The following is a 24,476-nucleotide window of genomic DNA, read 5'->3' on the forward strand; positions in this document are numbered from 1 at the left end:
AGTGGGCCAAGATAGTGGCGGGTATGCTAAAAACTCTGGGCTGGTAAAGTGGGTTCCAGGGCCGTAAGTTGTATATTTAGAGACAACTCCGCCCTGATTACCAAGCTATTCGACTAATGCTTACACCTCTACGCATTTTTACAGCTCCCAACCGACTGCGGTTGCTGCTGCTTCTGGTTTGCAGCTTTTTGGCCCAACAAGCGGCGGCTACTCATATCGTAGGCGGCGAACTGGATTTGCAGTACCAGTCGGGCAGCACGTACCGCATCACGCTGAACCTGTACTTTGATGCGCTGAATGGCAACCCCGGCGCCCTGGACCAGGATCTGACGGTCAGCATCTTTGAGAAAGGCTCGAACCGCCGCCTGCAAAATGTAGTGCTGCCGCTTTCTACCAACACGTTTGTGGCCTACACCAACCCAGCCTGTACGCAGCCTTCGTTGGTCACCCGCAGCCTGGTGTATAGCCGCCTGGTGGAGCTGCCAGCCAGCATCTATAACAGCGCTGGCGGCTACTATGCGGTGGTGGAGCGCTGCTGCCGCAACAACGGCATCAACAATATTGTGCTGCCTGGCAATGCGGGTCAAACTTTCTATCTGGAGTTTCCGGCCGTGGTGCGCAACGGGCAGCCGTTTGTCAATTCTACGCCCCGCATTTTCCCCCCGCTAAGCGACTATGCCTGCCGCGGCGACTTGTTCTACTACAACTTCAGCGGCCAGGACGCCGACAAAGACTCGCTGGTGTATGAGCTAGTAACGCCGCTCAACGGCAGCTCCGACCCCGCCGACCCCAAGCCTGTAGTGGCCGCGCCCGCCCCGTATTCCTCCATCAACTGGAACCCCGGCCTCGGCACTCTCAACCAGATTCCGGGCGCGCCCACGCTTTCTATCGGGCGCTTTACAGGCCGGCTGGAAGTGCGGCCTACCCAAATTGGGCTATTCGTGTTTGGAATAAAGTGCTCCGAGTACCGCAAGGGCGAGAAGATTGGGGAAGTGCGGCGCGATTTTCAGTTGAAAGTGCTCAACTGTCCCAGCAATATCCCGCCCGAAATGGTGGTGCTCATGCCCAATGCCCCACGCGCCTACCAACCCAGCCGCGACACGCTACGCCTGCAGCCCAACGCTGACCGTTGCGTCCGCCTGCGCTTCACTGACCCCAACCCTACTTCTCGCCTGACTTTATCGTTGAACCCGGTAAACTTTACCGGCCCCCTACCCACTTTCGCGAGCATTACGCAAGGCCTGGTTCGTGCCCCCGGCGCGCCCGATACGCTGGTGTCGCAGCTGTGTTTTCCGGCCTGCCTGGACACAAAGGGCAAAGTGTTTTTCGTGGATGTTATTGTGGCTGATGATGGCTGTGCCCTACCAAAGCGCGATACGGTGCGGGTAGCGTTTACGTCCGCGCCGGTGCCCAATGGTGCGCCGCGCATCACCACTACCGCCAACCCGCTTCCCCTGCGCGCCCGCCCCGGCGACCTGGTTACGTTCGATGTAGCCGTCACGGACCCTGAGAACGACCCGATTACGCTCACCTTGGCCGGGCGCGGATTTCAGGCGGCCGCCGTGGGCGCCCAACTTACTCAGGGGATAAGTGGCAATCAGGTACAAGGCCGCTTTAGCTGGCGCGTGCCCTGCCCTACTACCAACCAGCGGCTTTTCGAGTTTGAGCTGGTCGCCACAGGCTCGCCCTGCGCCGAGCGGCAGGCAACTACCATAGTGATACCGGTACAGGTGGAATACAACAACCGGCCGCCCACGCTCACCTCCGATTTTCCGGCCGCGCTCAGCGCGGAGCCAATCGTCATTCGGCGGGTGCTGGGGGGCTTTTTTGAGGCGACGCTGGAAGGCCTTGACGCTGATACCGACCAGCTTACCCTGACGGCGGCGGGCAATAACTTCGATCTGGCAGCGGCGGGCATGAGCTTCGTGCCGACCAATGGCGCGGGGCGGGCTACGGGCATTTTCCGGTGGGAACCCAACTGCGACCAGACCACGCTGGCGACCCCTTTGGAGGTTACGTTTCAGCTACGGGAAGCCACTTGCGTGCCCGTGGGCCAACAAAGAACGGTGCGCTTCGAGGTGGCAAGCGCGGATACGCTCACCTTTTTGCCCCCCAACATCTTCACGCCCAACACCGACGGCACCAACGACTTCTTCGAACTGCGCGATTTGCCCCCCAACTTCTGCAACGCCGAGTTCTCTGACATCAAAATCTTTAACCGCTGGGGCAAGCAGGTGTACACTTCCACCAGCCGCAACTTCCGCTGGGACGGCAGCAATATGCCGGCCGGCGCCTACTACTACCTGATCGTGTATACCGATAAGCGGCGCTACAAAGGCAACGTTACGATTGCGCGATAGCCTCGGCGGGGGCGGTAGCGGTGGTGCTGTGCTACTCTAGCATTACTTTTGCACAGCTCCACCCGTCTTCTCTTCGCTTCGATATGATTTTTACCAAGAACGCTGGCTTCCTGCTGGCCTTGCTTTTAGCCGCTACCGTTCCCAGTTTGGCCCAAACCAGCCCGAAAGCCGCCCCAGCCCAGGCCGCGGCATCAGTCCGCAAGCCCACTCCCTTTGATGGCTTGCGGAAGTACATGGCTGAAAATACCCGCTACCCGGAGCAGGCTCGTGCGAAGGGAGTTGCAGGCACGGTGCACGTACGCTTCGAGCGCGACGATGCCGGCCGGATTATCAATCCCAGCATCGCCAAGTCGCTGGAGCCCAGCTGTGACGCCGAGGCCATCCGCGTGATTAAAACGATGCCGCCGCACCTGCTCAATGTGTTTCCGCCCGGCATGAGCATGCTGCTGCCGGTTGTTTTTCCGGCTCCCGGCTCGGAAGTCACTAAGCAATAGCCGGTCGTCAGCAGACTTAAACATAAAAAAAGCCCCCCAGAAAGTTTCTGGGGGGCTTTTTTTATGTTTTAAATCGAGCCTAATACAAAAACAGGAACAGGGCAAACAGCGCTATCCATAAGCCATCCAGAAAGTGCCAGTAGAAACCCAGCATCTGAATCTGGCGGCGGCGGTACGGGTTGCGGATGAATACCAAGGTTCGCACGCCGTCGCGGGCGGCGTGGGCGGTGCGCAGAAACAGAATCATCAGAAACAAAACGCCCCCCAGCAAGTGCAGAATGTGCAGCGCCGACAGCAGATATACGTACGTGCCGCTGGCCTCACCATTGAAGAAAACGCCCTGCGCAATTAGCTCGCGCCACCCTAAACCCTGCAAACCCACAAAAATGGCTGCCAGCAAGAGCGTAGCGCCTAGGCAGCGGGTGAGCATTGCCACATCGTCCTGCTGGTAGAGCCGGCGGGCTTGGCTAATGGTGTAGCTGCTGACCAGCAACACGATAGTGCTGATGGAGAAGTAGCGCGGAAACGGGTGAATGCCCTGCGGCATGGCGCTATTAAAGCGCGTTTGGGCATAGGCCACAGCAAGTACCACAAACAGCACTGTGCTGGCTATCATGCTCAGATACAGCAGCATCTGCATGGGTGGCATACGCTCCATGCGGGAAAGTGTGGATGCTGGCTGGCCCGCGCCCACTTTATTTCTAGAGTCTTTGTCAGAATTCATTAGCTGGAGGTGGCAGCGTGTGCTTGGGCAAACCAATCCGGCGGCCTTTAGTTCCGAAAAAGTGGGTCTGAAGCCGCAACTTGGTTTATCCAAGATACGCAAATCAGCCGCCGCCGACCAGGCTTTTTTAGTGCTAATTTTTGTGCCGGCATACTCGCCTCTAAGCAGTTAGGCTTTGCCCGTAGGCCGCGCGGCCTCTCCCCCATCGGCCTTACCCCTTGCTGAAGCCTGTTACCCAAACAACGGAGCGTGCCAGGCCATGGGAATATCGGCCTCATACTGCCCTGACGTGACGGAAACGCGCCCCAACAAACGTCCTTCCCGCTGAAAGCCGAGCTTTTCGTAGAGCGCAATGGCGCGCCCGTTGCTTTCGCGCACCAGCAGCTCTACGCGCCGAACGTGGGGATATTTCTGCTGAATGATAGATAATAAGGCACTGAACAATCGGTGCCCGAGATGCTGCCCCTGATGCTGCGGGTGCACGGCCACTGTCAGCTCGCCCAGCACGTGCGCAAAGATCTGCAAGCCGCTGGAGCAGGCATGGATTTCACCCGCCAGACCGGCGCCATTAGGCCGCTCCACTACCAAGGCCACTCCCGTAGCCAGGCTGCGCGTCAGAAAAGTATGCACGTACTCGACCGTTATTTCGGCGGGCTGCCGCGCCAGGCCGCCACCCTGCTCCGCTACCGCGAGGTAGAGAGCCTGAATGGCGGCCGCATCAGCAGCGACGGCAGAACGTATCAGTAGTTCCGGCATAAATCAGTTTCCGCGGAAGAATGACCCGATTTTGCCGAGAACAGCGTTGAAGTGGATTTTGGGGGCGCCGCCAACGCCAAACGTAACGTGGGTTTTGCCGGCCACCCGCAGCTCCAGCACCAGGCCCAGCGTGCGCGCCAGATTGTGGAGCTGCTGCAGCGGGTCGAAGCCGGGCGGCTTGGGCTTCTTGGGGCCGGGCGGACCGCTCGTGGCCGCGTCGAGCACGCGCTGACTCGGGAAGTTGACAATGAGGTAATTGCCCGTTCCCGCCACCTGCACGTGGTCGTCGTTGTAGGAGATGACCAGGCGTGCGTCTATTTCTAGGCCCTTAACCAAGGCTGGAAGGGTTGCTGGGGGGCAATTGTTGGCCGCTGCCGGGGTTTTCGCCGCGGGTACGAATGCGCAAAGAGCCATTCAGGCGCCAGGTAGCGGCGGGTGCGGCGGGGTTCTGCGCGTTGGGCACTTGCAATTCTATCTGGTCGAAGGCGCAGGATAGCTCCACACCGCCAGAAAGCTTGGAGAGCAACGAAGCAGCGGTATCGGCCCAGTTTGGGGCGTTTTGTGAGGAAGAGTCAGCCATAAGTTGGGGCGGAATAGAAATGAGAGATACGGCTCCCTACAGGGGCCAAGTTGCTAAACGTGCGAGGTGAGGCACGGTTTTGTATTGGGTTCGAAAGCTACCACCTGCCAGGGGCAAACGCAATTTTGTGCATTCGGCTATTATCTACTATATTCCATATAGCGTATGGAAGCTCAGCCGTAGCCGCATTTGCTGCCAAAAACCTTACTCTCATGCCCCAATCCTATTGCTCTCTGCTTAGCGCATGCGCCCTGGTTCTGTTGAGCCTCACTACCCAGGCCCAGGATTCGCTCCCCGCACCGGTTGTTTCTACCTCTCTCGACTGCACGCACCCGTTTGGTCTTGATAGTTACATGGAGCTGGTGTATTCCATCACCGATGACCGCGGCAAGCCTGCCGGCACCATTCGGCAGCGCGTGGTAAGCCTGGGAAGCCAGACCAACAAAAAGGAAACCATCACGACCAACACGGCCTTGGTTAAAAGCGGCTTGTATGACGGTAAAAACCGCCTGGTCCGCATTCAGGATCTGACTTACGGCTGCCGCCAGGATACTACCTTCACCGACGGCATGAGTGAGATAGAATTCAAGAATATGTCTTCCTTCCGCGACCGTCGCCTTGCCTACGCGCCCGTAGGACTGGCGTGGCCCAATGAGCCCACCGTAGGCTCCATGCTGCCCAACGGCGGGGTTTCGGTGCAGGTGAGCAGCTCCGCCGTCGATATTGCCCAGGTAAATACCACCGTGCGCCGCCGCCGGATCGTCAGTGGTCCGGCTACGCTGGTCACGCCGGCTGGCACCTTTCAGTGCTACAAAGTAGAGTCGGAGCGTGAGGCCAGCGTAGCGCCCCGCGAGGACATGGTGATGCGCACCCGCACCCGCGTGATTGATTATTACTCGCCGGCCGTGGGCATCGTCAAAACGGAGGTTTACAACAAGAACGGTAAGCTGGCCGAAACACGGCTTCTCACCGCTCGCAACCCCGGCAATCAGCCGTAAGCACTACCTTCGGGAGCTGTTTCTGACCTTTAACCTAAACCGTCATGTCTAAGCCTTTTTTGCTGGTAGCCAGCCTGATACTATTGGCCGCTTGTCAGTCTTCTCCTTCTTCCGACGCCACCGCTACTTCGACCCCGGCTGCCACCGAGAAAATGCCCCCTAGTGCCGCAGTTGAGGGTGGCAAGACATACGGGGCGCCAATCACAGCCGCCAATGCAGTGCCCGTCGCTCAGCTTACCCAGTTGCTGGGCACCAAAGATTCGGCGCAGGTAAAGCTGGTTGGCAAGGCTACGGAGGTGTGTCAGGCGAAAGGCTGCTGGATGACGATGGCTATTGCCGACGGCAAACAAATGCGCGTCCGCTTCAAGGATTACGGTTTTTTTGTCCCGAAAGACATCAGCGGCAAAACCGTCGTCATCAACGGCTGGGCCCACCGCGAAACCGTTCCCGTTAGTGATTTGCGCCACTACGCCACCGATGCGGGCAAATCAGAGAAGGAAGTTGCGGCTATCACCAAGCCCGAGCAACAGCTTAATTTTGAGGCCGATGGCGTATTGGTTATGGAAAAAAGCCTTTAGATTTTAGTAGCTAAGAAAAAAGCGGAACTGAGTTGTAGCCATACGACTCCGTTCCGCTTTTTCTTTGGACCCTGTTCAAATTCACAAGCAACAATCGCACAAGAAGAAACGGCATCTGCTCAAATCCGTAGCTTGCAAAGCCAACGCACTACGTTCCATGACTGCCATACAAGACCAGATAAAGGACCTCACTGAGCGCCTCCACCACCTCAATTACCAGTATTATCAGAAGGATATTTCTGAAGTTCCGGACCCGGAATTCGACCGTCTGCTGGCCGAATTGCAGCGCCTGGAGCAGCAGCACCCGGAGTTCGCGCTACCCAACTCGCCTACTCAGCGTGTTGGCGGCACCATTACCAAGCAGTTTCCAACGGCCCTGCACCGCTACCCTATGCTCTCGCTCGGCAACACCTACTCGGAGGCCGACCTGCGCGAGTTCGATGAGCGGGTGCGCCGCGGCTTGGGCGGCGACGAGTTCGACTACGTCTGCGAGCTGAAGTTCGACGGTGTGGCCATGAGCCTGACTTATACCGATGGCCAGCTTACCCAGGGCGTAACGCGTGGCGACGGCACCCGTGGCGACGTGGTCACCAACAATGTGCGTACCATCAAAAATCTGCCGCTCCACCTACGTCCCGCCGCTAATCAGCCGGCCGAGTTTGAAGCCCGTGGGGAAGTATTTATGCCCCTGAATGTATTTGAGGAGCTAAATAAGGAGCGTGAGCAAAATGGGGAAGCACTACTAGCCAACCCGCGCAACGCCTGTAGCGGCGCCCTCAAACTGCAAGATTCGGCCTTGGTAGCGGCCCGTCGCCTGCGTTTTTTTTCCTACGGATTTCTCAGTCCGAACCGGGGGGCTTTTCCGACACACAGCGCTTCGCTCGAAGCCTTGCAAAGCTGGGGCTTGCCCGTGTCGGATAGCTGGCGGCGGTGTCATTCTATTCATGAAGTGCTCGACTTCATACATGAGTGGGAGAAAAAGCGCTTTACCCTACCCGTTGCTACCGATGGCATTGTAATCAAGGTCGATAATTTTCGGCAGCAGGAAGTGCTGGGCTACACGGCCAAGAGCCCACGTTGGGCCATTGCGTATAAATACCCTGCTGAGGCCGCCCGTACCCGTCTGCGGGAAGTGCAGTACAACGTAGGCCGCACCGGCGCCGTGACGCCCGTAGCCCATCTAGACCCCGTTCCGCTGGCCGGCACTGTAGTTAAACGCGCCTCCGTGCACAATGCCAATCAGATTGCCGCCCTCGACTTACGCCTCGGCGACATGGTATTCGTGGAAAAAGGCGGTGAAATCATACCCAAAATAACCGGGGTAGACCTCACCGCCCGCCCCACTGACAGCCAGCCTATCAGCTTTCCGGCCACTTGTCCGGCCTGCAACACGCCCCTTATCCGCCCCGCCGGTGAGGCCCATTATCGTTGTCCGAATGAGCGCGGCTGCCCGCCGCAGCTAAAGGCCCGCCTGGAGCACTATGTATCGCGCAAAGCCCTGAATATCGACGGCCTAGGAGCCGAAACCGTGGGCCGCTTTTTCGACTTGGGTCTTGTCATTACTCCCGCCGACATATACGACTTGCCGCAGCGCCGCGATGAGTTGGTGAACCTGGAGCGCTTGGGCGAAAAGTCTATCCAGAACTTGCTGGCTGGTATTGAAGCCAGCAAGCAGGTTCCCTTTGATCGGGTGCTATTTGGGCTGGGCATTCGCTACGTGGGCGAAACTGTGGCCGATAAACTAGCCACTCATTACCGAAACATTGATGCTCTGGCAGCCGCATCGGCCTCCGAGCTGGCGGCCGTACCGGAAGTTGGCGGCGTGATTGCGGAGTCGGCAGCAGCGTGGTTTCAGGATGATTTTAATCGCCAAATCGTTACCCGCCTGCATGCCGCAGGTGTTCAGATGGCCCTGACTGGTGAAGCACCTAAGGCCGTTAGCGACCGCCTTGCGGGCTCGACCTTCGTGCTATCCGGAGTTTTCGAAGACCATAGTCGTGATGAGTTGCAGCAGCTAATAGAACAGCATGGTGGCAAAGTGACGGGGTCAATCAGCAAAAAGCTCAGCTACCTAGTGGCCGGCGACAAAATGGGCCCGGCCAAGCGCGAAAAGGCAATAGAGTTAAAAGTACCAATCATCAATGAAAACGATTTAATAGCCATGTTACCGACTCCGGAAACGATTGCGGAGCCAGACATTTTTGTATCTTTGCCCGTAACCCCGCCGGACAATGAGCCGGTGGAGCCGCCGACTTATCCCGCCCCTGCTACGCCTTCACCGGCGACGGGCGGCGGAGCAGGTCAACAGGGTTCGTTGTTTTAGCGCTTGCGCTCACGCACCCAGCCGGCTCCCGGGCCGCCTTCTATACTGTGGGTCACATTGGCCTTCCACCCGGGGCCAGGACCTTCCCACCCTAGCCCACAGTTATACAAGGCGGCCCGGTCGAGCCGGAGTGAGCCGCTGGCCACTTTTCTTCTCCTTTTTGACTTCCTGTTATGAAAACCCTTTTTCGGGGCTTTGGCCTGCTTTGCGCTATCACTGTTCTGGTTCCTGTTGCTTCGGCCCAAAAAGCCCCCCAGCAGGTTTCCGCGCCAGCAGTGGGAGCAGTAGATGTAGCTACGGCAGCCAAGCTTATCAAGCAGCCCAACGTGGTGGTACTGGACGTTCGCACACCTGCCGAGTACGCGACAGGCCATGTGCGGGGTGCTAAAAACGTCGATTTTCGGGCCCCTGATTTTGCTCAGCAGATAGCGCAGCTTGATACTACCAAAACGTACATCCTTTATTGCGCTTCCGGCAACCGGAGTGGGCAGGCCAGCAAGCTTATGAAGGCAAAAGGTTTTCCAAAAGTGGTGAACGCAGGCGCCTTCAAAACCTTGCAGGCTGGCGGCTTGAAAACCGAATAATGCTGATCCGGCGCTTGAAGGTGAAGTGCTTGCGATGAGTCTAACCAGCCACCTAGAATTCGTATGTATATTTTAAAAACAAGCCCCTAGTGTACTCCGGGGGCTTTTTTCTTGAAGTTACCCTGCGAAATATTCTTTATATCCGCCGCTGTGAGCTTTCCGACATAAAAAGGGTAGCTATGTGTTGCTACACTGCCTTTCCCGTCATTTGCTGTTACCAACAATCGGTACGCCCCCTTTTTGGCCGGCGCTTTCACCAGCGCCCGTGTACCCTCAGACTTAATGATGGCGCCCGGCAAAGCTTCGCGAGCCGTACGATGTTGGGGGAGAATAAAATTCTCATTGACATCGGGCACTACTTCCCACGCTATAGCCAACAAGTCGCCTTCGGGGTCGGATGCAACAACGCTGGCCTCGTAAGTGCTATCTGCTCGCAGGAAAGTGCTTCGCAACTGCGTTTTACCATTCAGCCGAAATGACCTCAGGCCCGGAGCCTTGTTCGGCAACGATTTGCCCGTCCACAAATAGTGAATCATGTCCACTATGGCAGTCTTTTCGCCGCCCTGCGTGAATAAGCTAAACCACATGGACGTCTGCTCAAACCGCTGCCCCCAGTACAGGACGTATCCGCCCAGACAATGGTCTTTGTCACCTACCATTGTTTTCTCGTATCGGGTTCGGATGTACTCAGCTTTCCTGTCGCTGCTTTGGTCCATGGGCGCCCTCCATTTGGTTTTGGGGGCTTCGCCTGTCCACCAGCCTCGCGCCCCAAACTCACCGACAATGTAGGGTCCTGACCAGCCGTTCCCAACTAGGTGAGAGCGGATGTGACCCAACTGACTGAATACGTTCACCGTCAGCACATCCAGATCGGGGCAAAAGCGCTCCACAGCCGTTACCATATGCAGACTACTGGTCATCGTAGTCGTGACGGGATGATAAGGATCCAACTCATGGATCATCTTTACCACGTCGTTCAGAATCTGGAATGCTCGCGGGTTATTGGTATGGTTGTCCAACTCATTCCCCACATTCCACATTAATAAGGCGGGATGGTTGCGAAACCGGAGAACTTGTCGGCGAATCTCGTCGTTCTGCAACGCCACTGCCTTACGGTCATAATAGTCAAAATCTTCATACTCAGGTTTCATCCACAATCCCAGCATTACCGTCAGGCCCTGCTCCTGGGCCTTGTCCATAATAGCGTCAGCGTAGTTAGTCGTGTAGAGGCGAATAGAATTGCCCCCCAGCTCCTTTACACGGTCCAATTGTTGTAACCCGGCTACTCCTTTGATAAAGTAAGGCTCACCACCTCGCAATAGCTGGTAGCCCGTTGCCGTCTTTTTTATCTGTACGGGTAGTACTCCTGTCGGTACCTGAGTTAAAGCATCTGCTTTGTTACCATCTGAATGACAGCTAAAAAGCATGATACATATGCAGCTCAACCATAAAAAATAATAAGAACGATTGTTGAGAGGCATGTTATCGGAAGCTATTTGTAATCTGACTTTTTATAACAAAAAGGAGTCAGCGTAAGTAAAGGAGCAGGACGCAATTTCAATTAATTTTATCCAAAAACATCAAACAGTACTTGGATTTATCGTACCAATATTGAGCTTGATCAGAGGCTGAATTCAAATGACTGGCCTTTCCAAGAGTTAATTTTCGATGCCCCCAGATATCACCCGCACTACACTTATACCAGCAAAGCCTTTGATGCCAAAGCACGTGCCTGTTTCAGAGGAACACAAAGTTAAATACAACTTTGTGCAGGGGGTGCGACAAATGCGCATTTTAGTTCTGATCGGGGTACTCCTGACAGGCCACTTCCTGTGGTGGTTTGCCGACTCTGACCATATTGGCTATCCGCTTTTGTTCTGGCTGCTCACCGTTTCCTTGGGCTTCAAGCTACTGCGCATGCTGCACGAGTGGTACCACTACGTGCAAGTCAGCAAGCCAATTCTGCCGGCGCGCACAAACCACCAGTACACGGTTGATGTGCTTACTACGGCCTGCCCCGGCGAGCCGCTGGATATGATTGAGCGTACGCTGCGGGCCATGCAGGCCATTCGCTACCCCCACACCAGCTACCTCTGCGACGAGGGCGATGATCCGTATCTGCGCCAGATCTGTCAGGAGTTAGGGATAGTTCACGTTACCCGTACGCAAAAAATAAACGCCAAGGCCGGCAACATCAACAATGCGCTCCGCCAGGCGACGGGCGAGCTATGTGTAGTATTGGACCCCGACCACGAGCCCACCCCTGACTTTCTGGATAGAGTGGTGGATTACTTCGCTGACCCCACAGTGGGTTATGTGCAGGTTGTACAGGCTTATGGAAACCAAGAGGAAAGCCTGATTGCCCGCGGCGCGGCCGAGCAAACTTACCACTTCTATGGCCCGCTGATGATGGGCATGAATTCTTACAATACGGCCCAGGCCATTGGGGCCAACTGTACCTTCCGACGCACGGCCCTGGACAGCATCGGTGGGCACGCGGCTGGCCTCACGGAAGATATGCATACGGCTATGCGCTTGCACGCGCAGGGCTGGAAGTCGGTGTACGCGCCTGTGATTGTGAGCCGGGGCCTGGTGCCAGCTTCATTAGCAGCCTACTATGCGCAGCAATTGAAATGGGCCCGAGGTAGTTTCGAGCTGCTTTTCCGGGTGTATCCAACGCTTTTCTCGCGCTTTACCTGGCGGCAGCGTCTGCACTATCTCACGCTGCCTCTGTATTTCTTCTCCGGTGTGGTGGCCCTCATCGATCTGTTGGTTCCGATTCTGGCACTGTCACTTGCTGAGTTCCCGTGGCATTTGTCGCTCCCCCAGTTTGTGCTGCACATGACGCCCATCGTGGCTATTTCCATGCTGATTCGGTACAATGCGCAACGCTGGCTACGGGAACCCCATGAGGCCGGACTGCATCTGACGGGGGGCTTTTTGCGAATAGGTACCTGGTGGATTTATTGCCTGGGCCTTCTCTATACGCTGCTCAGAATACGCGTTCCTTACATCCCCACCCCCAAAGATGGCCACGCCGGAAATGAGTGGCTGCTTAGCCTTCCCAATCTGTTGATGGCTGTTGTCTGCGTAGCAGCCGCGCGTTATGGGCATTACCTGATACAAACACCTTACGCGCTGCTCATGATGGCGCTGGCCATGAGCAACGCTGCTATTCTGGGAGTTTCGGTGCTAATGGCTCAGCATAATCTCCTCAAGGGTTTGCTGCGCTTTGCAAACTCGTTTAGTCCCGCTCGTTGGCTTGTGGCTAAAAGCCAGCAGCTCATTACCGGGCGAGACGGTGAGCTTTTCCCCCGCTTTCGGACAGCCGCCGTCTACATCGCCTTCTTTGTGTTCACTGCCCACTCTTTTATTAGCCTGGGAGTTGGTTTGTGGCTGGATAGCACTGCTCCTTCCCCCGACCTTATCTGGACGCGTTCGGGTGTAGGCGAAGTACGCATGGGCTACGCTGCGACTTCCTCAGCATCCATGTGGTCAGCTTCCACTTCCTTGCCTTCTCGTGCAGGAGCCGATTTAGCTTCACCGATTCAGGAAATACGCCTGCCCCCGGCATTAGCTCCGCAGATATCGGCGGAAGCTCTCCAGAAAGCAGATACACAAGGTAATATCCTGGTACTAAGCTGGGAAGTCCGAAACGGCTCCTTTAACGATACTAACTGGAAGCAGGCGGTAGCCGCTATTCGGGATAATAATAAGCCTGTGATGCTTCGGCCCATTATTAAAGCTAGTAATCCTACGGCGTATCGTCGTACTTGGCAACGCTTAGTTACTAACTTCAGAGCCTCTGGCGATACCAGCGCGGTTTGGGTCTGGACGCCTCCCTCTTCCGATTCGATTGCCGCGTATTTTCCCGGTGCCACTTACCTCGATTGGGTTGCGGCCGATTGTATGACATCGGGGCCGGATGCAATGGCTAAATCACTGCGAAAGTACCGTTCCCTACGCTTGCAGCTCGCTGAGCGAGCCGAACTGACCAGCATGCCTATTATGCTGCTGGCTCCTTTACAACCGAGTCAGTCCCTGCAGGCACAGTCCGAGCACTTAACCAGTACCTTCCTGGAAATAAAAGCCCTTCTTTTTGGTTCGCTTTCCCATACCAGTCGCCCTGATTCATTGAAGCTGAGCGCCTTTATTCCAATTAAGAGTTAATTAACTAACTGTAGGAAAGGCGGTTATAGACATTACAAAACGCAGCATTAGCCCATAAAAAAGCCCCCCAGGTTACTTCTGGGGGGCTTTTTTTACAAGAATCCAGCCTACTAAAAGCTGTTCTTCATGCTGTTGTGCAGCGTCCGGGGCGACCAATAGCCGCTGGCAATAATGCGACGAATAGTAAACAACGGGTCCTGCTGGTCGCGCTTCTCAGCCAGCACAAAGGCGCTCACAAAACCGCGCTTTTTCAATTCCGGAATGGCCTCCGGATTCCACAGGCCAAAGGGATAAGCGAAGTAGTTGATCTTCTTGCCCGTTATTTCCTCCAGCGTCTTGGTGGGTTTCTCAATCTGCGTTACCCAATCCTCACCCTGATACTTTTTCACGTTGTGATGGTCCCAGGTGTGCGAGCCGATGACGTGCCCCTGGTCGGAAAGCTCTTTTACCTGCGCCTTGCTCATGTAGCGCGGGCGGCCCAGCGAGACGGTCATGATAAAGAAAACGCCCTTGAAACCGTACTTGTCCAGCTCCGGCTTGGCCACCGTGAACTGATCCAGGTCGGTATCGTCGAAGGTGAGCATGACGGGCTTGGAGGGCAGCGGGGCGCCGGTGGTCAGGTAAGCATACAGCTGATCGGGCAGGATGGTGTGGTAGCCGCTGTCGGCCAGCATCTTCATCTGGTCGCGAAACTGAGCCACCGGCACGATGTAATCCTTGGCATTCTTGGAGTCCTTCGGCTTCCAGTCGCGGACCTGGTGGTAGCAAAGGATGGGTACCTGCGGACGAGCCAGAATCTCGGCAGCGGTGGCAATTTTATTCGCCGGAATGGTCGTCGGATCGGGAGCCGGTGCGTTCGGATTGGCTGGCGCAGCGGCGGCTGGGGCAGTCGCAACAGTATCGGCAGCAGCCTGTTCCTTCGATTCTGAAGCAGCAGCCGATTTGGTTTCGCAGCCAGACAGGGTAAGTGTGGTGGCCAGAATGCCAGCCACTAAAATGGGGGTACGGGTAAGCTTCATTCGGGGTGTAAGCTGGAAAAGGAAACCGATATTTTAGACGAAAGAAAAGGGCATAATAAAGCATTTGACGGTAGTCACTTACCTTCACGCAACTATTCCAATTACAAAACAACGGCTTATTCCCGCATGGACCAACAAGATTCTCACCTTTCTGCCCTGCGCGGCACGGGGGTCGCTTTAATTACTCCTTTTACCTCCGCCCCCGACCATGCCGTGGATGTGGAGGCCCTGCGTCGCCTGGTCGATTTCGTGGTAGATGGCGGCGTTGAATACTTGGTTATCAATGGCACAACGGCCGAGTCGCCGACCGTGACGGCATCGGAGCGCGCTGATATTCTGCGCGTTGTGCGGGAGCAAGTGGCTGGTCGGGTACCACTCGTGTATGGCATTGGCGGCAACGATACGGCCGGCGTTGAAAACCTACTGCGCACCACCGACCTGACGGGCGTAATGGCAATTCTCTCGGCCAGTCCTGCCTACAACAAGCCTTCCCAGGCCGGTATCGTGGCCCATTATGAGCGCCTGGCCGATGCCTCTCCCCTGCCTATTATCCTGTACAACGTGCCCGGTCGCACCAGCTCCAATATGACGGCCGCCACGACCCTGCGCCTTGCTCAGCACCCCAATATTATCGGCATCAAAGAAGCCAGCGGCAACCTGGAGCAGTGCATGGCCATTGCCGCCGGTCGGCCCGCCGGCTTCCTGCTCATCAGCGGCGACGATATGCTGACTGTGCCGATGATTTCCTTCGGCGCCGAGGGCGTTATCAGTGTGCTGGGCAATGCCTTCCCCGACCGCATGAGCCGCATGACGCGGGCCGCGCTGGAAGGCAATTTTGCCGAAGCCAGTGAGCTGCTGTTCGGCTTTCTGGATCTGAATCCCTTAATGTATGAAGAAAGCAACCCGGTAGGCGTAAAAGCGGCCCTCGCGGCGCTAGGTGTTTGCTCCGATGCCGTACGCCTGCCTCTCGTCCCGGCTTCGGAGAGCCTGACGGAACGGGTGCGGCAATTAATTTAAGGAACCATCAGTGCAGCAATAAAAAAGCCCCCAGACTTGGTCTGGGGGGCTTTTTTATGAAATTAAATGTAAAAATCAGTTACCAGCCGCTCGCCAGCACATCGGCTACGTGCAGGGTTTGGATGGGCTTTTTTTCCCGCCGAATGTAGGCATCCAGGTGCATAAGGCAGCTTGTATCGGTGCTTACGATGTAGCGCGCACCAGTGGCCAGGGCATTTTCTACCTTTTGCTCGGCCATGGCTACCGAAATGGCTTCAAACTTCACGGCAAACGTACCGCCGAAGCCGCAGCAGGTTTCGCTTTCGTCCATTTCCAGGCGCTCCAGGCCCTGCACGGCATCGAGCAACATGCGTGGCGCGGCTTTAATACCACATTCCCGCAGGGCCGAGCAGGAATCGTGGTAGGTGTATTGGCCGGGCAGCTTGGCGCCCGGTATGGACTTGATACCCAGCACATCCACCAAAAACTCTGTCATTTCAAAAATGCGCCGCTGCACCCCGTGGTAGCGGGCCTGGTCGGCGGAGCCTTCAAACAGCTCGGCGTAAGCGTTGCGCACCATGCCCACGCACGACGCCGACGGACTCACGATATACCGATTTTGCCCCCCAGCCGGAAAATCGTCCAGAAACTTGGTGGCCACCTCGCAGCTTTCGGACTTGTAGCCGGCGTTGTAAGCCGGCTGCCCGCAGCAGGTTTGGTTGGCATTATAGTGCACCTCGCAGCCCACGGCTTCCAGCACCTTCACCATGTTCATGGCGGTCTGGGGAAAAAGCTGGTCTACGAAGCAAGGAATGAATAAATCGACGATGGGCATAGCGAAGAATGAAGCGCAAATCGAGGAGGAAAACGGTCGGCGCTTCGCTCAGCGAGCTGACATGGCGCTGGGGGGCTTTTTATAGAGCAAAAACGCCGGTTAAAGCAAGTTTTGACCTCAAAACGCTCCGTTTAAGTTACTTTTTACCGAAACCAAAGACTTCCCCGGCCGCTGCCTGAGCAATCCGGAAAGCGTCCCGATCAAGGCCCAAATCTACGCCAGTCTCGTCAAAGTAGGCTACCAGTTTTTCGGTGGGCATGTTGCCGGTGAGCTTATCGGTGGCCATCGGGCAGCCGCCTACGCCGCCAATGGCCCCATCGAATCGGCGGCAGCCAGCGCGGTAGGCAGCGTCTACTTTCTCGCGCCAGTATACCGGTGCCGTGTGCAGGTGGGCGCCAAACTCAATTTGGGGGAAGGCCGGAATCAGCTCGCCAAATAAGGGCGTGATGGTAGCGGGCGTGGAAGCGCCGATGGTATCGGAAAGGGCCACGATACGCACGCCCATATCGGCCAGCTGCTGGGTGAAATCGGCTACCACTACCGGGCTCCAGGGGTCACCGTACGGATTACCAAAACCCATCGAAAGGTAGGTTACGAGCGTTTTACCGGCTTTTTCGCATACATTATGCATCTCGGCCAGCTCCGTCATGGCTTCCGCAATAGTCTTGTTAGTGTTGCGCCGCTGAAACGTTTCGGACACCGACAACGGGAAGCCGATGTACTGAATCTGAGAATAGGCCGCAGCCGTTTCGGCACCGCGCAGGTTGGCTACGATAGCCAGCAGCTTGGTGCGGGTGTTGCTCAAATCGAGACCGGCCAGCACTTCTTCCGTATCGCGGAGCTGGGGAATTGCTTTCGCCGACACAAAACTTCCAAAATCCAGGGTATCGAAACCGACGCGAAGCAGAGTATTGAGATAAGCGATTTTGGCCGAGGTGGAAATAAACTCTGGCAAGCCCTGCATGGCATCACGCGGGCATTCTATAAGCTTCATAAAGGAAAGAGCAGAATTGGGTGGGTAGCCTGGGGTGGGCAGGAAACAAAAGTAGAAGGAAATCGGCGGGATTGGTACGAAAAATCCCTGCCCACGCCTTAGCTGATAAGTCTGACTAAGGTCAATTAGTTGCCAGCCTGAATGGAAAAAGGTGGCCATCCCAACATCATTGTCACGTCAGGCTGTGGTTTAGGGTGCCAGGCACACTACCGAACCACTCGGCGGGCTCCGGGGTTGTCTATGCAACTCGTACATCTAACCTAGTCCGCTGCTATTACGCTCCATGCGCACGCCGTTTTATCTGTTGTGCTTTCTAGTGTTGCTTTCTGCCTGTAGCAAGCAGCAAACGTTGCAGGCCATCTTTCAGAAAACCACTCCCCACGAAACCTACGCGCGCCGACTTCGCCAGAGTGGCCTCGACCAAACGGCACTGGGCCGTGACTGGCTCGCCGCCGCCGACCGTGCCCTGCGCGATTCGCTGGTGGTAACACTTCCCTTCCAGGAAACCGGTTTTTTTCGCGCCGACCAGGCCCGGGCGGCCGCTTACCGCTATGCCGTGCGCGAAGGCGAAACCGTGCGCATCAGCCTGACCCTGGATGCCGGCGCCGATGTGCGCGTCTTCCTCGATGCCTTCGAGCTTAGCCCCGACAACACTCCTCCCCGCCTCATCACCTCCGCCGATACGGCCGCAGCTACCTTTAGCTACGTGGCCGAGGACGACCGCCAGCACTTATTGCGGGTGCAGCCTGAGCTGTTGCGCACCGGGCGCTACACCCTTCGCATTCAGCGCGAGCCGTCGCTGGCATTCCCAGTGCAGGGCAAAAACGACGTGGCCGTGGGTAGCTTCTGGGGCGTAGACCGCGACGCCGGCGCCCGGCGCCACGAAGGCATCGATATTTTTGCCAAGCGTGGTACGCCCGTAGTAGCAGTTGCGCCGGGCCTTATTACTCGGGTAAACGAAACGCCCAGAGGCGGCAAAGTGGTCTGGCTGGCCGATACCAAGCATGGCCAGCACATCTACTACGCCCACCTCGACCAACAGCTTGTGCAAGCTGGTCAGACGGTGCAGATTGGGGATACGCTGGGCTTAGTGGGCAATACCGGCAACGCTCGTACTACACCTCCCCATCTACATTTCGGCATTTATAGGGGCGGGCGCGGGGCCGTTGATCCTTTTCCTTTTGTGCGCCGCGCCGATGCATTGCCGCCGGCTCCTCGCACCAGCGCTGAGCGCCTGGGCCAATGGGTGCGCGTGCGGGAGAAGCGTGCCGACCTGCGCTTAAGCCCCGCTGCGAAGGGCGCAACCACCGTGGCAAGTCTGGTGCGCGACACGCCGCTGCTGGTAGTAGGCAGCCAGGCAGATTATTACCGCGTGGAGCATCCTGGGGGGCAAATTGGCTACATCGCCGTCCGTTCAGTAGTGTCGGCTGCGGCAGAACCGCTGCGCCAGGAGCTGCTGGCCGCCGCCACCGATTTGGTAAAGCTGCCTCAAGCCGGTGTCGTGCCTTTTGATACTCTGCCCGCCCGCAGCAGCGTGGCCGTTTTGGGCGAAGTAGGTGGGTATCAGCTGGTGCGCAGCGCGGCAGGTGTGGTAGGCTGGGCCGCTAAAGCAGGTTAAAATAACCATCACTCTTTTAAACACTAAAAAGCCCCCTAGAATATCTCTGGGGGGCTTTTTTATGACTGCTGTTTATTCCTTTTAAACTTTTACTGGGCAACTACTACCGCGCGCTGCAATTCCTTGGCATACGCAATACGGCGCTCGCGGCCACCCGCCCCGATATAGTCGAAGCCCACGGCCTTGTTGTCGCCCTGAATGGCGGCCCAGACTTGCGGCTCTACATCTTCGGGCTGGTCGGCGTTGCGCGGAATAGCGGGCTGCGTGAACCGATCGTTGCTAAAAAAGGTGTTCATAGCCTTCAAAATAGCTATTTCTTTATCGCGCACCGTGGCCGCGCTGGGGTTTTCCAAATCCCGGTCGCTGAGGAGCGCCGTGGCGGGCATTACCTCATTGCGGATGGTATCGCCGGTGGCATTAATGATGATAAAACGAGCCTGTGCGTTCAGGATTTTTGGCCCCTGCAACAAAAGCACGAAGCTGTCCTTCTCCTTATTGCTGGTGAAGTTATGGCTGGCCCGAACGGTATTCAGAATGCTGCGCTCAGTGAGGCGGGCGCGCTGATTGGGAGGCGTTGGGGTAAAGATTTTACCGTCGCTTTTAGAAGTAGCTGTTTCGCGCTCAGTCGTGATACACGACGCTTGAAACAGTAAAGTAGCCACTGCGGCAGAGAGAAAAAGTTTTTTCATTATAGGCTAAGGAAGTATGCAGGAGTAGTTCGACGACACTACGGATTTGAAACATATAGTGACCAGCTTTCACAGCTAAATTTGTACCAAAGGAAGCATTTTAAAGCGATTTAAACATAAAAAAAGCTGGATTTATCTTAGAATATGGATATTTCATTAGAACAGCCCTAACTCCAGACCTACCACCAGCCGTGGGAACTCCGGGTAACGCGGCGCATCAGCCAGATCCTTAAAGCTATCGGCGAGCCGGTAGCGAGCAACCACAGCGTAGCGGCCCGAACCCAGCCGAGCCCCCACCCCGTACGACCAACGGTTTATATAGTTTAGTTTACGCTCCGTTACCTCTATTAGCCCAGCGCCGTTAGTGCCGGGTTTGTCGACGTAGTGATGCGCCGAGCTGATAATCCAGCCGCCCCAGCCCGTCAGGTCGAGGTAGCGGCCCACCACATTACCGCGCCGACCAATGTTCAGGCGGCCATATACTTCGACCTGAGCCTGAGGCAGGGCAATGGTTTCGCGTTTGTGCTGATCAGGGGTAGGCAAAAATTTCTGGTCATTCTGGGCCAGATGATACACTAGGCGAGCATAGCGCAAATCGAGGCCGACTGCCGCCGTCTGCGACAACCGATATTTCTGCCGCATTCCTACAAACACCTCCCCTGATCGACCATAGCGCAACTCAGCGCCGGGACCGTCAAATTTGCCGGCCACGGCCGCATAGCCCAGGTAGAAATGAATGAAGAAAGTCCGATTGGGGCCCGTGTTGGAGCGGAGCGTATCGGCGGCCACATTGCCGCGCAACAGCACACTTTGGGCCTGAACAGCAGGTATGCCCTTGAGCCACATAGTCGCGCAGGCCGCGACCGTCAGCAAGCGCAGAAGCTTCATTGGGCGGAATAAGTAGAAGTGAACCCCCGATAATGCACCTGCACCGTGTCGCCGGCGTGCAGGTTGCGCAGAGGTATTTGCAGCACTGCACGCTGTTTCACGTCCAGCACCTCGTACGTGCGCAGCACCCCGCGGCGGTCGGATACGTGCCAGTACAGGTAGCTGGGTGGGTCGGGCAAAGCAGGCGTGGCACCGGCCGGGGGGCTTTTTTCGGCGCCGTCGGATACGGGCGGAGCCAACTCTTCGCGGCCGACGGCCGGCACTGCGGCTAGCTTATCTTTGCTGATGGATGGCGCCTTTACATCCACGGAATCAGAATACAGCGGCAAAGCCCGTGCGGCCACCTGCCCAACACCCGGCCGGATAATCACGGCCAGCATACTATCTGCCTGCGCTACAAAGTCGAAGGTTGCGGCCGTGGGGGGCTTTTTCGGGCCATCTGCCGTGAACCAGGAAGCGCGGGGCATCCCATATCCGTGAGCATAGTCGTAGTAAGGATATAAGTTGGCCGAGGCCTGAAGTTTTTCGAAGAGCTGCATGGCCGTCAGATTGCGGTTTTGCTGCCACGCGCAAGCTGCAAAACCCGCCATCAACGGACTCGCAAATGACGTACCCTGGGTGCGCACATAGCCGCCCGGCGCGGCCGCCAGCACCGTTCCGTAGGCTGTTACATTAGGCTTCAGGCGTCGATCAGCCGTCGGGCCATAGCTGCTGAAGCCGATATGCAGGTAGTTGTCAGGATCGAGGCCACCCACAGCCAGCACGGAGTCACCATCGGCAGGCGTGCCGATGGTGCGCCACTCCGGGTCGAGACCGTCGTTTCCGGCCGCGTTTACCACCAATATTCCCTTGCGTACGGCCATGGCTGCCGCGCGGGCCACGAGGCTATTGCGGCCATTCATCTGCTCAGGGAAGTAGCGGCGGCTAGTGTAGCCCAACGAGGAATTGATAATATCCACTCCTTGGCGGTCAGCCCACTCGGCGGCAGCAAGCCATGCTTCTTCCTCAGCGAATTGCTCGCGGTGCAGCTGCTCGGTGCGAGCCAGCAAAAATTCGGCTTCGGGGGCCAGACCCAGTGCCGTGCCGTCGGGCAAAATGCCGGCTATACACGAGAGCACCTCCGTGCCGTGGCTGCCGCCCGCGTACACATACGGCAGTTTTTTTAGAAAATCATAGGTCGCCAGAATACGCTTACCAGTGCGTAAATGCTGGAACGCCGCGTGCTGGTCGGCCCCAGAAAAGCCTACATCGAAGATAGCAATGCGCAGCCCCCGACCGTCGAGCTTGGCCCTGCGGAAGTCGGCCGCACCAAGGCTGGCCGTTTGGCTGAATGCCAGCTGATGATCAGCGGCTGATACTTCCGGCGTACCACGCTCCGGCGCTCCAGGTTGGGCGGCGGGAAGCATAGGCGCATCGGGGCATCTTTCTATGCTTCGCACACACGGCAGGCGGCGCAAAGCGGCTGCCTGGGCCGGCGTTGCGCGGCAGGAAACAGCATTAAACCAGCGACTTACAAACGCAACTGAATCAACCCCAGCCTGCACTTGACGCAGGTAGTCGGGGCGCACGGGAAAATCGGTGCTGTCGAGGAGGGGCAGCTGCTGGCGTTGGCGGCGAGCCAGGGCCTGGGGGGCAAAATAGGTGGCTGGGTTAAAGCGGACGCCGGCTTTATCGCGCAGAACCACCCAGTAGCGGCCCGTAGAGGGCGGGGCAGCGTAGGCAACATGGCAAACCCCACTCAGCCCCAAACTGAGAAGCAGAAAAAAAGCCCGCACGAAGGAAAAATGAATACGCAAGTGATGCGGCCGTAAAATAGGTAGCTGAAGCAACCACGAAGATACGATAGTAGCGAATGGTGCGTGCTGTCTGGGGGGCTTTTTTACTTTTCCAAACGAAACCAGTACAACGCTTTGCGCTGAAGGTAGCGCGAAAAAGATTTCCCGCTACCTTCAACCCAGCAAGCTCAAGGGTTACCGTAAATGCCTGTTCTGAGCTTATGCTGGTCTTTACTTTCTTCTTAAATCCTTTTTTATGAACTCTACTCTTTCCCGAACCGCCCTAGTGGCACTTTGGAGCGCCGGCACCCTTATGCTCGGCGGCTGCAATAAGAAAGAAATAGCAGCCCTGCAGCAGCAAAACGCGGAGCTGCTCAGCTCCCGCGAACAATTGCAAGCCCAAAAATCGGCGCTGGAACAGGAGAAAGCTCAAACGGAGGAAGCTTTGCGCTCCAACCTGTTGAGCAAAAATCAGGAAGTCAACCAGTTGAATGAGAATCTGGGCACCACTAAGGAGCAGTTGCAGGACCGCGAGCAGCGAATCGCCGAGCTGCAGCGCGTGCTCGATCAGAAGGAAGCGGCCGTAAAGGCCCTGCGCCAAAAGGTGGGCGACGCGCTGCTGGGCTTCAATGCCAATGATCTGACGGTGAACGTGAAGAACGGCAAAGTGTACGTTTCGCTTTCCGAGCAGCTGTTGTTTAAGTCAGGCTCCACTGTTGTTGATCCGAAAGGTCAGGAGGCGCTGAAGAAGCTCGCCACTGCCCTCAAAGGCAACCAGGATGTGAACGTATTGGTGGAAGGCCATACCGACAATGTGCCCATTGCCCGTGGCACGGCCGGCATGAAAGACAACTGGGATTTGAGCGTGCTGCGCGCCACCGAAATCACCCGCATCCTGACCACGGCCGGCCTCACTCCTGCTCAGGTCACACCGTCGGGTCGGGCCCAATATCTCCCCATCACAGCCAATGCCACACCCGCAGAGAAGGCCCAAAACCGTCGCACCGAGATTATCCTGACGCCCAAGCTCGATGAGCTTTTCCAGATTTTGGAAGCTAACTAAGTCGCCTGTTTGCTCGTTGTTCAGCCTGCTCGCTGCATGGAATATTAAGATGACTGAAGCTAGTCTTATCGGTCGTTTTTTATAGAAGATTAACAACACAAATGGCTCAAAAAGAAACGGCTGCCCCAAGCGAGGCAGCCGTTTCTTTTTGAGCCATTTGTGTATTTATTCAGACGAGTGCTTGCCGTTTGATGATCATTTATACAGTCTTAAATTGCAATCATAAATTATTCATTATAAACAAATTCAAGCCAACATGTTAAACCTGTAGTTTCAAAGTAAATTCTTCAATTGCCAGCCAGTGCTGGCCGTCGTGGCGAAAGAGCTGCAGGCTGCTCGCAAAGAAGGATGCGGCATAGGAACGGGCCTGAAAAAGCTGACGCAACGCCGACACCTGGCTGGGGGGCAAATCGCGGGTGGCCAGGGTCATATGCGGAGTAAAAGGCCGCGTTTCAAGCGGGATATCTGCCAGACGCGCCGCACACCAACCAGTTAGGTCTGCGTGGAAAGCCTGCAAGGCCGCAGCCTCCGTCACGCGCACAAACAAGGTGCGGTTACCAAACCAATCGAAACCATTTAAGCCTACGCTGAACGGCTCCTCTAGGGCGGCAAAATCACGCAGCTCTATGCGCAGTGCCGCCTCCACTTCCGCCGCTTGCCGCCACGGCGGAATGAGCGTGATGTGCGCCGGCAAACGCACTGCATTGCGGCTGCCCGTCAGCGTGTGCACCTCCTGCTTCATCGCCCAGACCTCGGAAGAAATCGGCTCGGGGGGCAAAATGGCGACAAGGTATAGCGGGTCCATATTTCCCTTACGTATGTGGCCATACTACCGATGAAGCTCTAAAGGCAGATTTGCTTTTAGTCGTAAAATGATTGTTGTATACCACCCAGTTGTCATGCTGAGGCCCGAAGGACCTTCTGCCAGTGGAACAAATCGTTCTTCTGGCAGAAGGTCCTTCGGGCCTCAGCATGACAGACGGGCGGAACACAGGCTACACAACGCCTGCGACGATTGTGACGCGAATACGC

Annotated in this window: 22 protein-coding genes; 10 read left to right on the plus strand and 12 right to left on the minus strand. The window is 56.6% G+C overall.

All coding sequences use genetic code 11. The annotated features are described in order from the left end of the window. Nucleotides 1-116: 116 nt before the first annotated feature. Both IEW06_RS08390 and IEW06_RS08395 read left to right on the plus strand, forming a co-directional pair. Nucleotides 117-2,360 carry a T9SS type B sorting domain-containing protein gene (locus IEW06_RS08390; RefSeq protein WP_188548038.1) on the plus strand — a complete coding sequence of 748 codons (2,244 nt, stop codon included), beginning with the start codon at nucleotides 117-119 and terminating at the stop codon, nucleotides 2,358-2,360. Between the two features lie 83 nt (nucleotides 2,361-2,443). After that, nucleotides 2,444-2,854 (plus strand): TonB family protein, encoded by a 411-nt coding sequence (locus IEW06_RS08395; RefSeq protein WP_187732137.1) that lies wholly within the window; start codon nucleotides 2,444-2,446, stop codon nucleotides 2,852-2,854. 79 nt (nucleotides 2,855-2,933) lie between these two features. On the opposite strand, the gene IEW06_RS08400 is transcribed toward IEW06_RS08395, so the two are convergent. The 4 genes from IEW06_RS08400 to IEW06_RS08415 form a co-directional block, all read right to left on the minus strand. Then, complete coding sequence (locus IEW06_RS08400; RefSeq protein ID WP_188548040.1) at nucleotides 2,934-3,578, minus strand: cytochrome c oxidase subunit 3; 645 nt, start codon at nucleotides 3,576-3,578, stop codon at nucleotides 2,934-2,936. A 231-nt stretch (nucleotides 3,579-3,809) separates the two neighbouring features. Further along, nucleotides 3,810-4,334: a GNAT family N-acetyltransferase gene (locus IEW06_RS08405; protein WP_187732138.1), complete on the minus strand. Its 525-nt coding sequence runs from the start codon at nucleotides 4,332-4,334 to the stop codon at nucleotides 3,810-3,812. A gap of 3 nt (nucleotides 4,335-4,337) precedes the next feature. Beyond that, complete coding sequence (locus tag IEW06_RS08410) at nucleotides 4,338-4,670, minus strand: hypothetical protein (RefSeq protein WP_187732139.1); 333 nt, start codon at nucleotides 4,668-4,670, stop codon at nucleotides 4,338-4,340. Beyond that, a complete protein-coding gene (locus IEW06_RS08415; protein WP_187732140.1) occupies nucleotides 4,663-4,914 on the minus strand; it encodes a hypothetical protein in 252 nt (83 codons plus the stop codon). Before IEW06_RS08415 ends, IEW06_RS08410 begins: the two co-directional genes overlap by 8 nt. Before the next feature lie 212 nt (nucleotides 4,915-5,126). Between IEW06_RS08415 and IEW06_RS08420 the strand changes: the two genes are divergently transcribed. The 4 genes from IEW06_RS08420 (at nucleotide 5,127) to IEW06_RS08435 (ending at nucleotide 9,397) form a co-directional block, all read left to right on the plus strand. Then, entirely contained in the window at nucleotides 5,127-5,912 is a 786-nt protein-coding gene (locus IEW06_RS08420) for a TapB family protein (protein WP_187732141.1), read from the plus strand. Between the two features lie 44 nt (nucleotides 5,913-5,956). Next, complete coding sequence (locus IEW06_RS08425) at nucleotides 5,957-6,490, plus strand: DUF4920 domain-containing protein (RefSeq protein WP_223284555.1); 534 nt, start codon at nucleotides 5,957-5,959, stop codon at nucleotides 6,488-6,490. 157 nt (nucleotides 6,491-6,647) lie between these two features. Further along, on the plus strand, nucleotides 6,648-8,813 hold the full coding sequence (gene ligA, locus IEW06_RS08430; RefSeq protein ID WP_187732142.1) for an NAD-dependent DNA ligase LigA: 2,166 nt from the start codon (nucleotides 6,648-6,650) through the stop codon (nucleotides 8,811-8,813). A 173-nt stretch (nucleotides 8,814-8,986) separates the two neighbouring features. Beyond that, nucleotides 8,987-9,397: a rhodanese-like domain-containing protein gene (locus tag IEW06_RS08435; protein ID WP_187732143.1), complete on the plus strand. Its 411-nt coding sequence runs from the start codon at nucleotides 8,987-8,989 to the stop codon at nucleotides 9,395-9,397. Between the two features lie 86 nt (nucleotides 9,398-9,483). On the opposite strand, the gene IEW06_RS08440 is transcribed toward IEW06_RS08435, so the two are convergent. Then, entirely contained in the window at nucleotides 9,484-10,665 is a 1,182-nt protein-coding gene (locus IEW06_RS08440) for a glycoside hydrolase family 2 TIM barrel-domain containing protein (protein WP_188548042.1), read from the minus strand. A gap of 517 nt (nucleotides 10,666-11,182) precedes the next feature. Between IEW06_RS08440 and IEW06_RS08445 the strand changes: the two genes are divergently transcribed. Continuing rightward, nucleotides 11,183-13,567, plus strand: a complete 2,385-nt coding sequence (locus IEW06_RS08445; protein ID WP_223284556.1) for a glycosyltransferase — start codon at nucleotides 11,183-11,185, stop codon at nucleotides 13,565-13,567. Between the two features lie 110 nt (nucleotides 13,568-13,677). Here the strand turns inward: IEW06_RS08445 and IEW06_RS08450 are convergent, their stop codons facing one another. Beyond that, the gene (locus IEW06_RS08450; protein ID WP_187732147.1) at nucleotides 13,678-14,586 is read right to left on the minus strand and encodes a polysaccharide deacetylase family protein; all 909 of its coding nucleotides are present in this window, start codon (nucleotides 14,584-14,586) and stop codon (nucleotides 13,678-13,680) included. Between the two features lie 126 nt (nucleotides 14,587-14,712). On the opposite strand from IEW06_RS08450, the gene dapA reads away from it, so the two are divergent. Then, nucleotides 14,713-15,603 (plus strand): 4-hydroxy-tetrahydrodipicolinate synthase, encoded by an 891-nt coding sequence (dapA, locus tag IEW06_RS08455; RefSeq protein ID WP_187732148.1) that lies wholly within the window; start codon nucleotides 14,713-14,715, stop codon nucleotides 15,601-15,603. Nucleotides 15,604-15,682: 79 nt separating this feature from the next. Here dapA and IEW06_RS08460 read toward each other — a convergent pair whose 3' ends face one another. Continuing rightward, on the minus strand, nucleotides 15,683-16,417 hold the full coding sequence (locus tag IEW06_RS08460) for a (Fe-S)-binding protein (protein ID WP_187732149.1): 735 nt from the start codon (nucleotides 16,415-16,417) through the stop codon (nucleotides 15,683-15,685). Nucleotides 16,418-16,553: 136 nt separating this feature from the next. After that, nucleotides 16,554-17,411, minus strand: a complete 858-nt coding sequence (locus tag IEW06_RS08465) for a hydroxymethylglutaryl-CoA lyase (RefSeq protein WP_188548044.1) — start codon at nucleotides 17,409-17,411, stop codon at nucleotides 16,554-16,556. 283 nt (nucleotides 17,412-17,694) lie between these two features. On the opposite strand from IEW06_RS08465, the gene IEW06_RS08470 reads away from it, so the two are divergent. Next, entirely contained in the window at nucleotides 17,695-19,029 is a 1,335-nt protein-coding gene (locus IEW06_RS08470) for a M23 family metallopeptidase (RefSeq protein WP_223284557.1), read from the plus strand. 89 nt (nucleotides 19,030-19,118) lie between these two features. Here IEW06_RS08470 and IEW06_RS08475 read toward each other — a convergent pair whose 3' ends face one another. From IEW06_RS08475 to IEW06_RS08485, 3 genes are all read right to left on the minus strand, one after another. Continuing rightward, on the minus strand, nucleotides 19,119-19,718 hold the full coding sequence (locus IEW06_RS08475) for a hypothetical protein (protein ID WP_187732151.1): 600 nt from the start codon (nucleotides 19,716-19,718) through the stop codon (nucleotides 19,119-19,121). 156 nt (nucleotides 19,719-19,874) lie between these two features. Continuing rightward, complete coding sequence (locus IEW06_RS08480) at nucleotides 19,875-20,606, minus strand: hypothetical protein (RefSeq protein WP_188548046.1); 732 nt, start codon at nucleotides 20,604-20,606, stop codon at nucleotides 19,875-19,877. Beyond that, nucleotides 20,603-22,402 (minus strand): S8 family serine peptidase, encoded by a 1,800-nt coding sequence (locus tag IEW06_RS08485; protein ID WP_188548048.1) that lies wholly within the window; start codon nucleotides 22,400-22,402, stop codon nucleotides 20,603-20,605. The genes IEW06_RS08480 and IEW06_RS08485 overlap by 4 nt, the downstream gene beginning before the upstream one ends. Nucleotides 22,403-22,637: 235 nt before the next feature. Between IEW06_RS08485 and IEW06_RS08490 the strand changes: the two genes are divergently transcribed. Then, a complete protein-coding gene (locus IEW06_RS08490; protein ID WP_187732154.1) occupies nucleotides 22,638-23,444 on the plus strand; it encodes an OmpA/MotB family protein in 807 nt (268 codons plus the stop codon). Nucleotides 23,445-23,703: 259 nt separating this feature from the next. Here the strand turns inward: IEW06_RS08490 and IEW06_RS08495 are convergent, their stop codons facing one another. After that, nucleotides 23,704-24,249, minus strand: coding sequence for a 2'-5' RNA ligase family protein (locus IEW06_RS08495; RefSeq protein WP_187732155.1), 546 nt, complete (start codon nucleotides 24,247-24,249; stop codon nucleotides 23,704-23,706). Nucleotides 24,250-24,476 lie beyond the last annotated feature (227 nt).

Origin of the sequence: Hymenobacter qilianensis, assembly GCF_014638675.1 — a bacterium.
GTDB classification, from domain to species: Bacteria; Bacteroidota; Bacteroidia; order Cytophagales; family Hymenobacteraceae; genus Hymenobacter; species Hymenobacter qilianensis.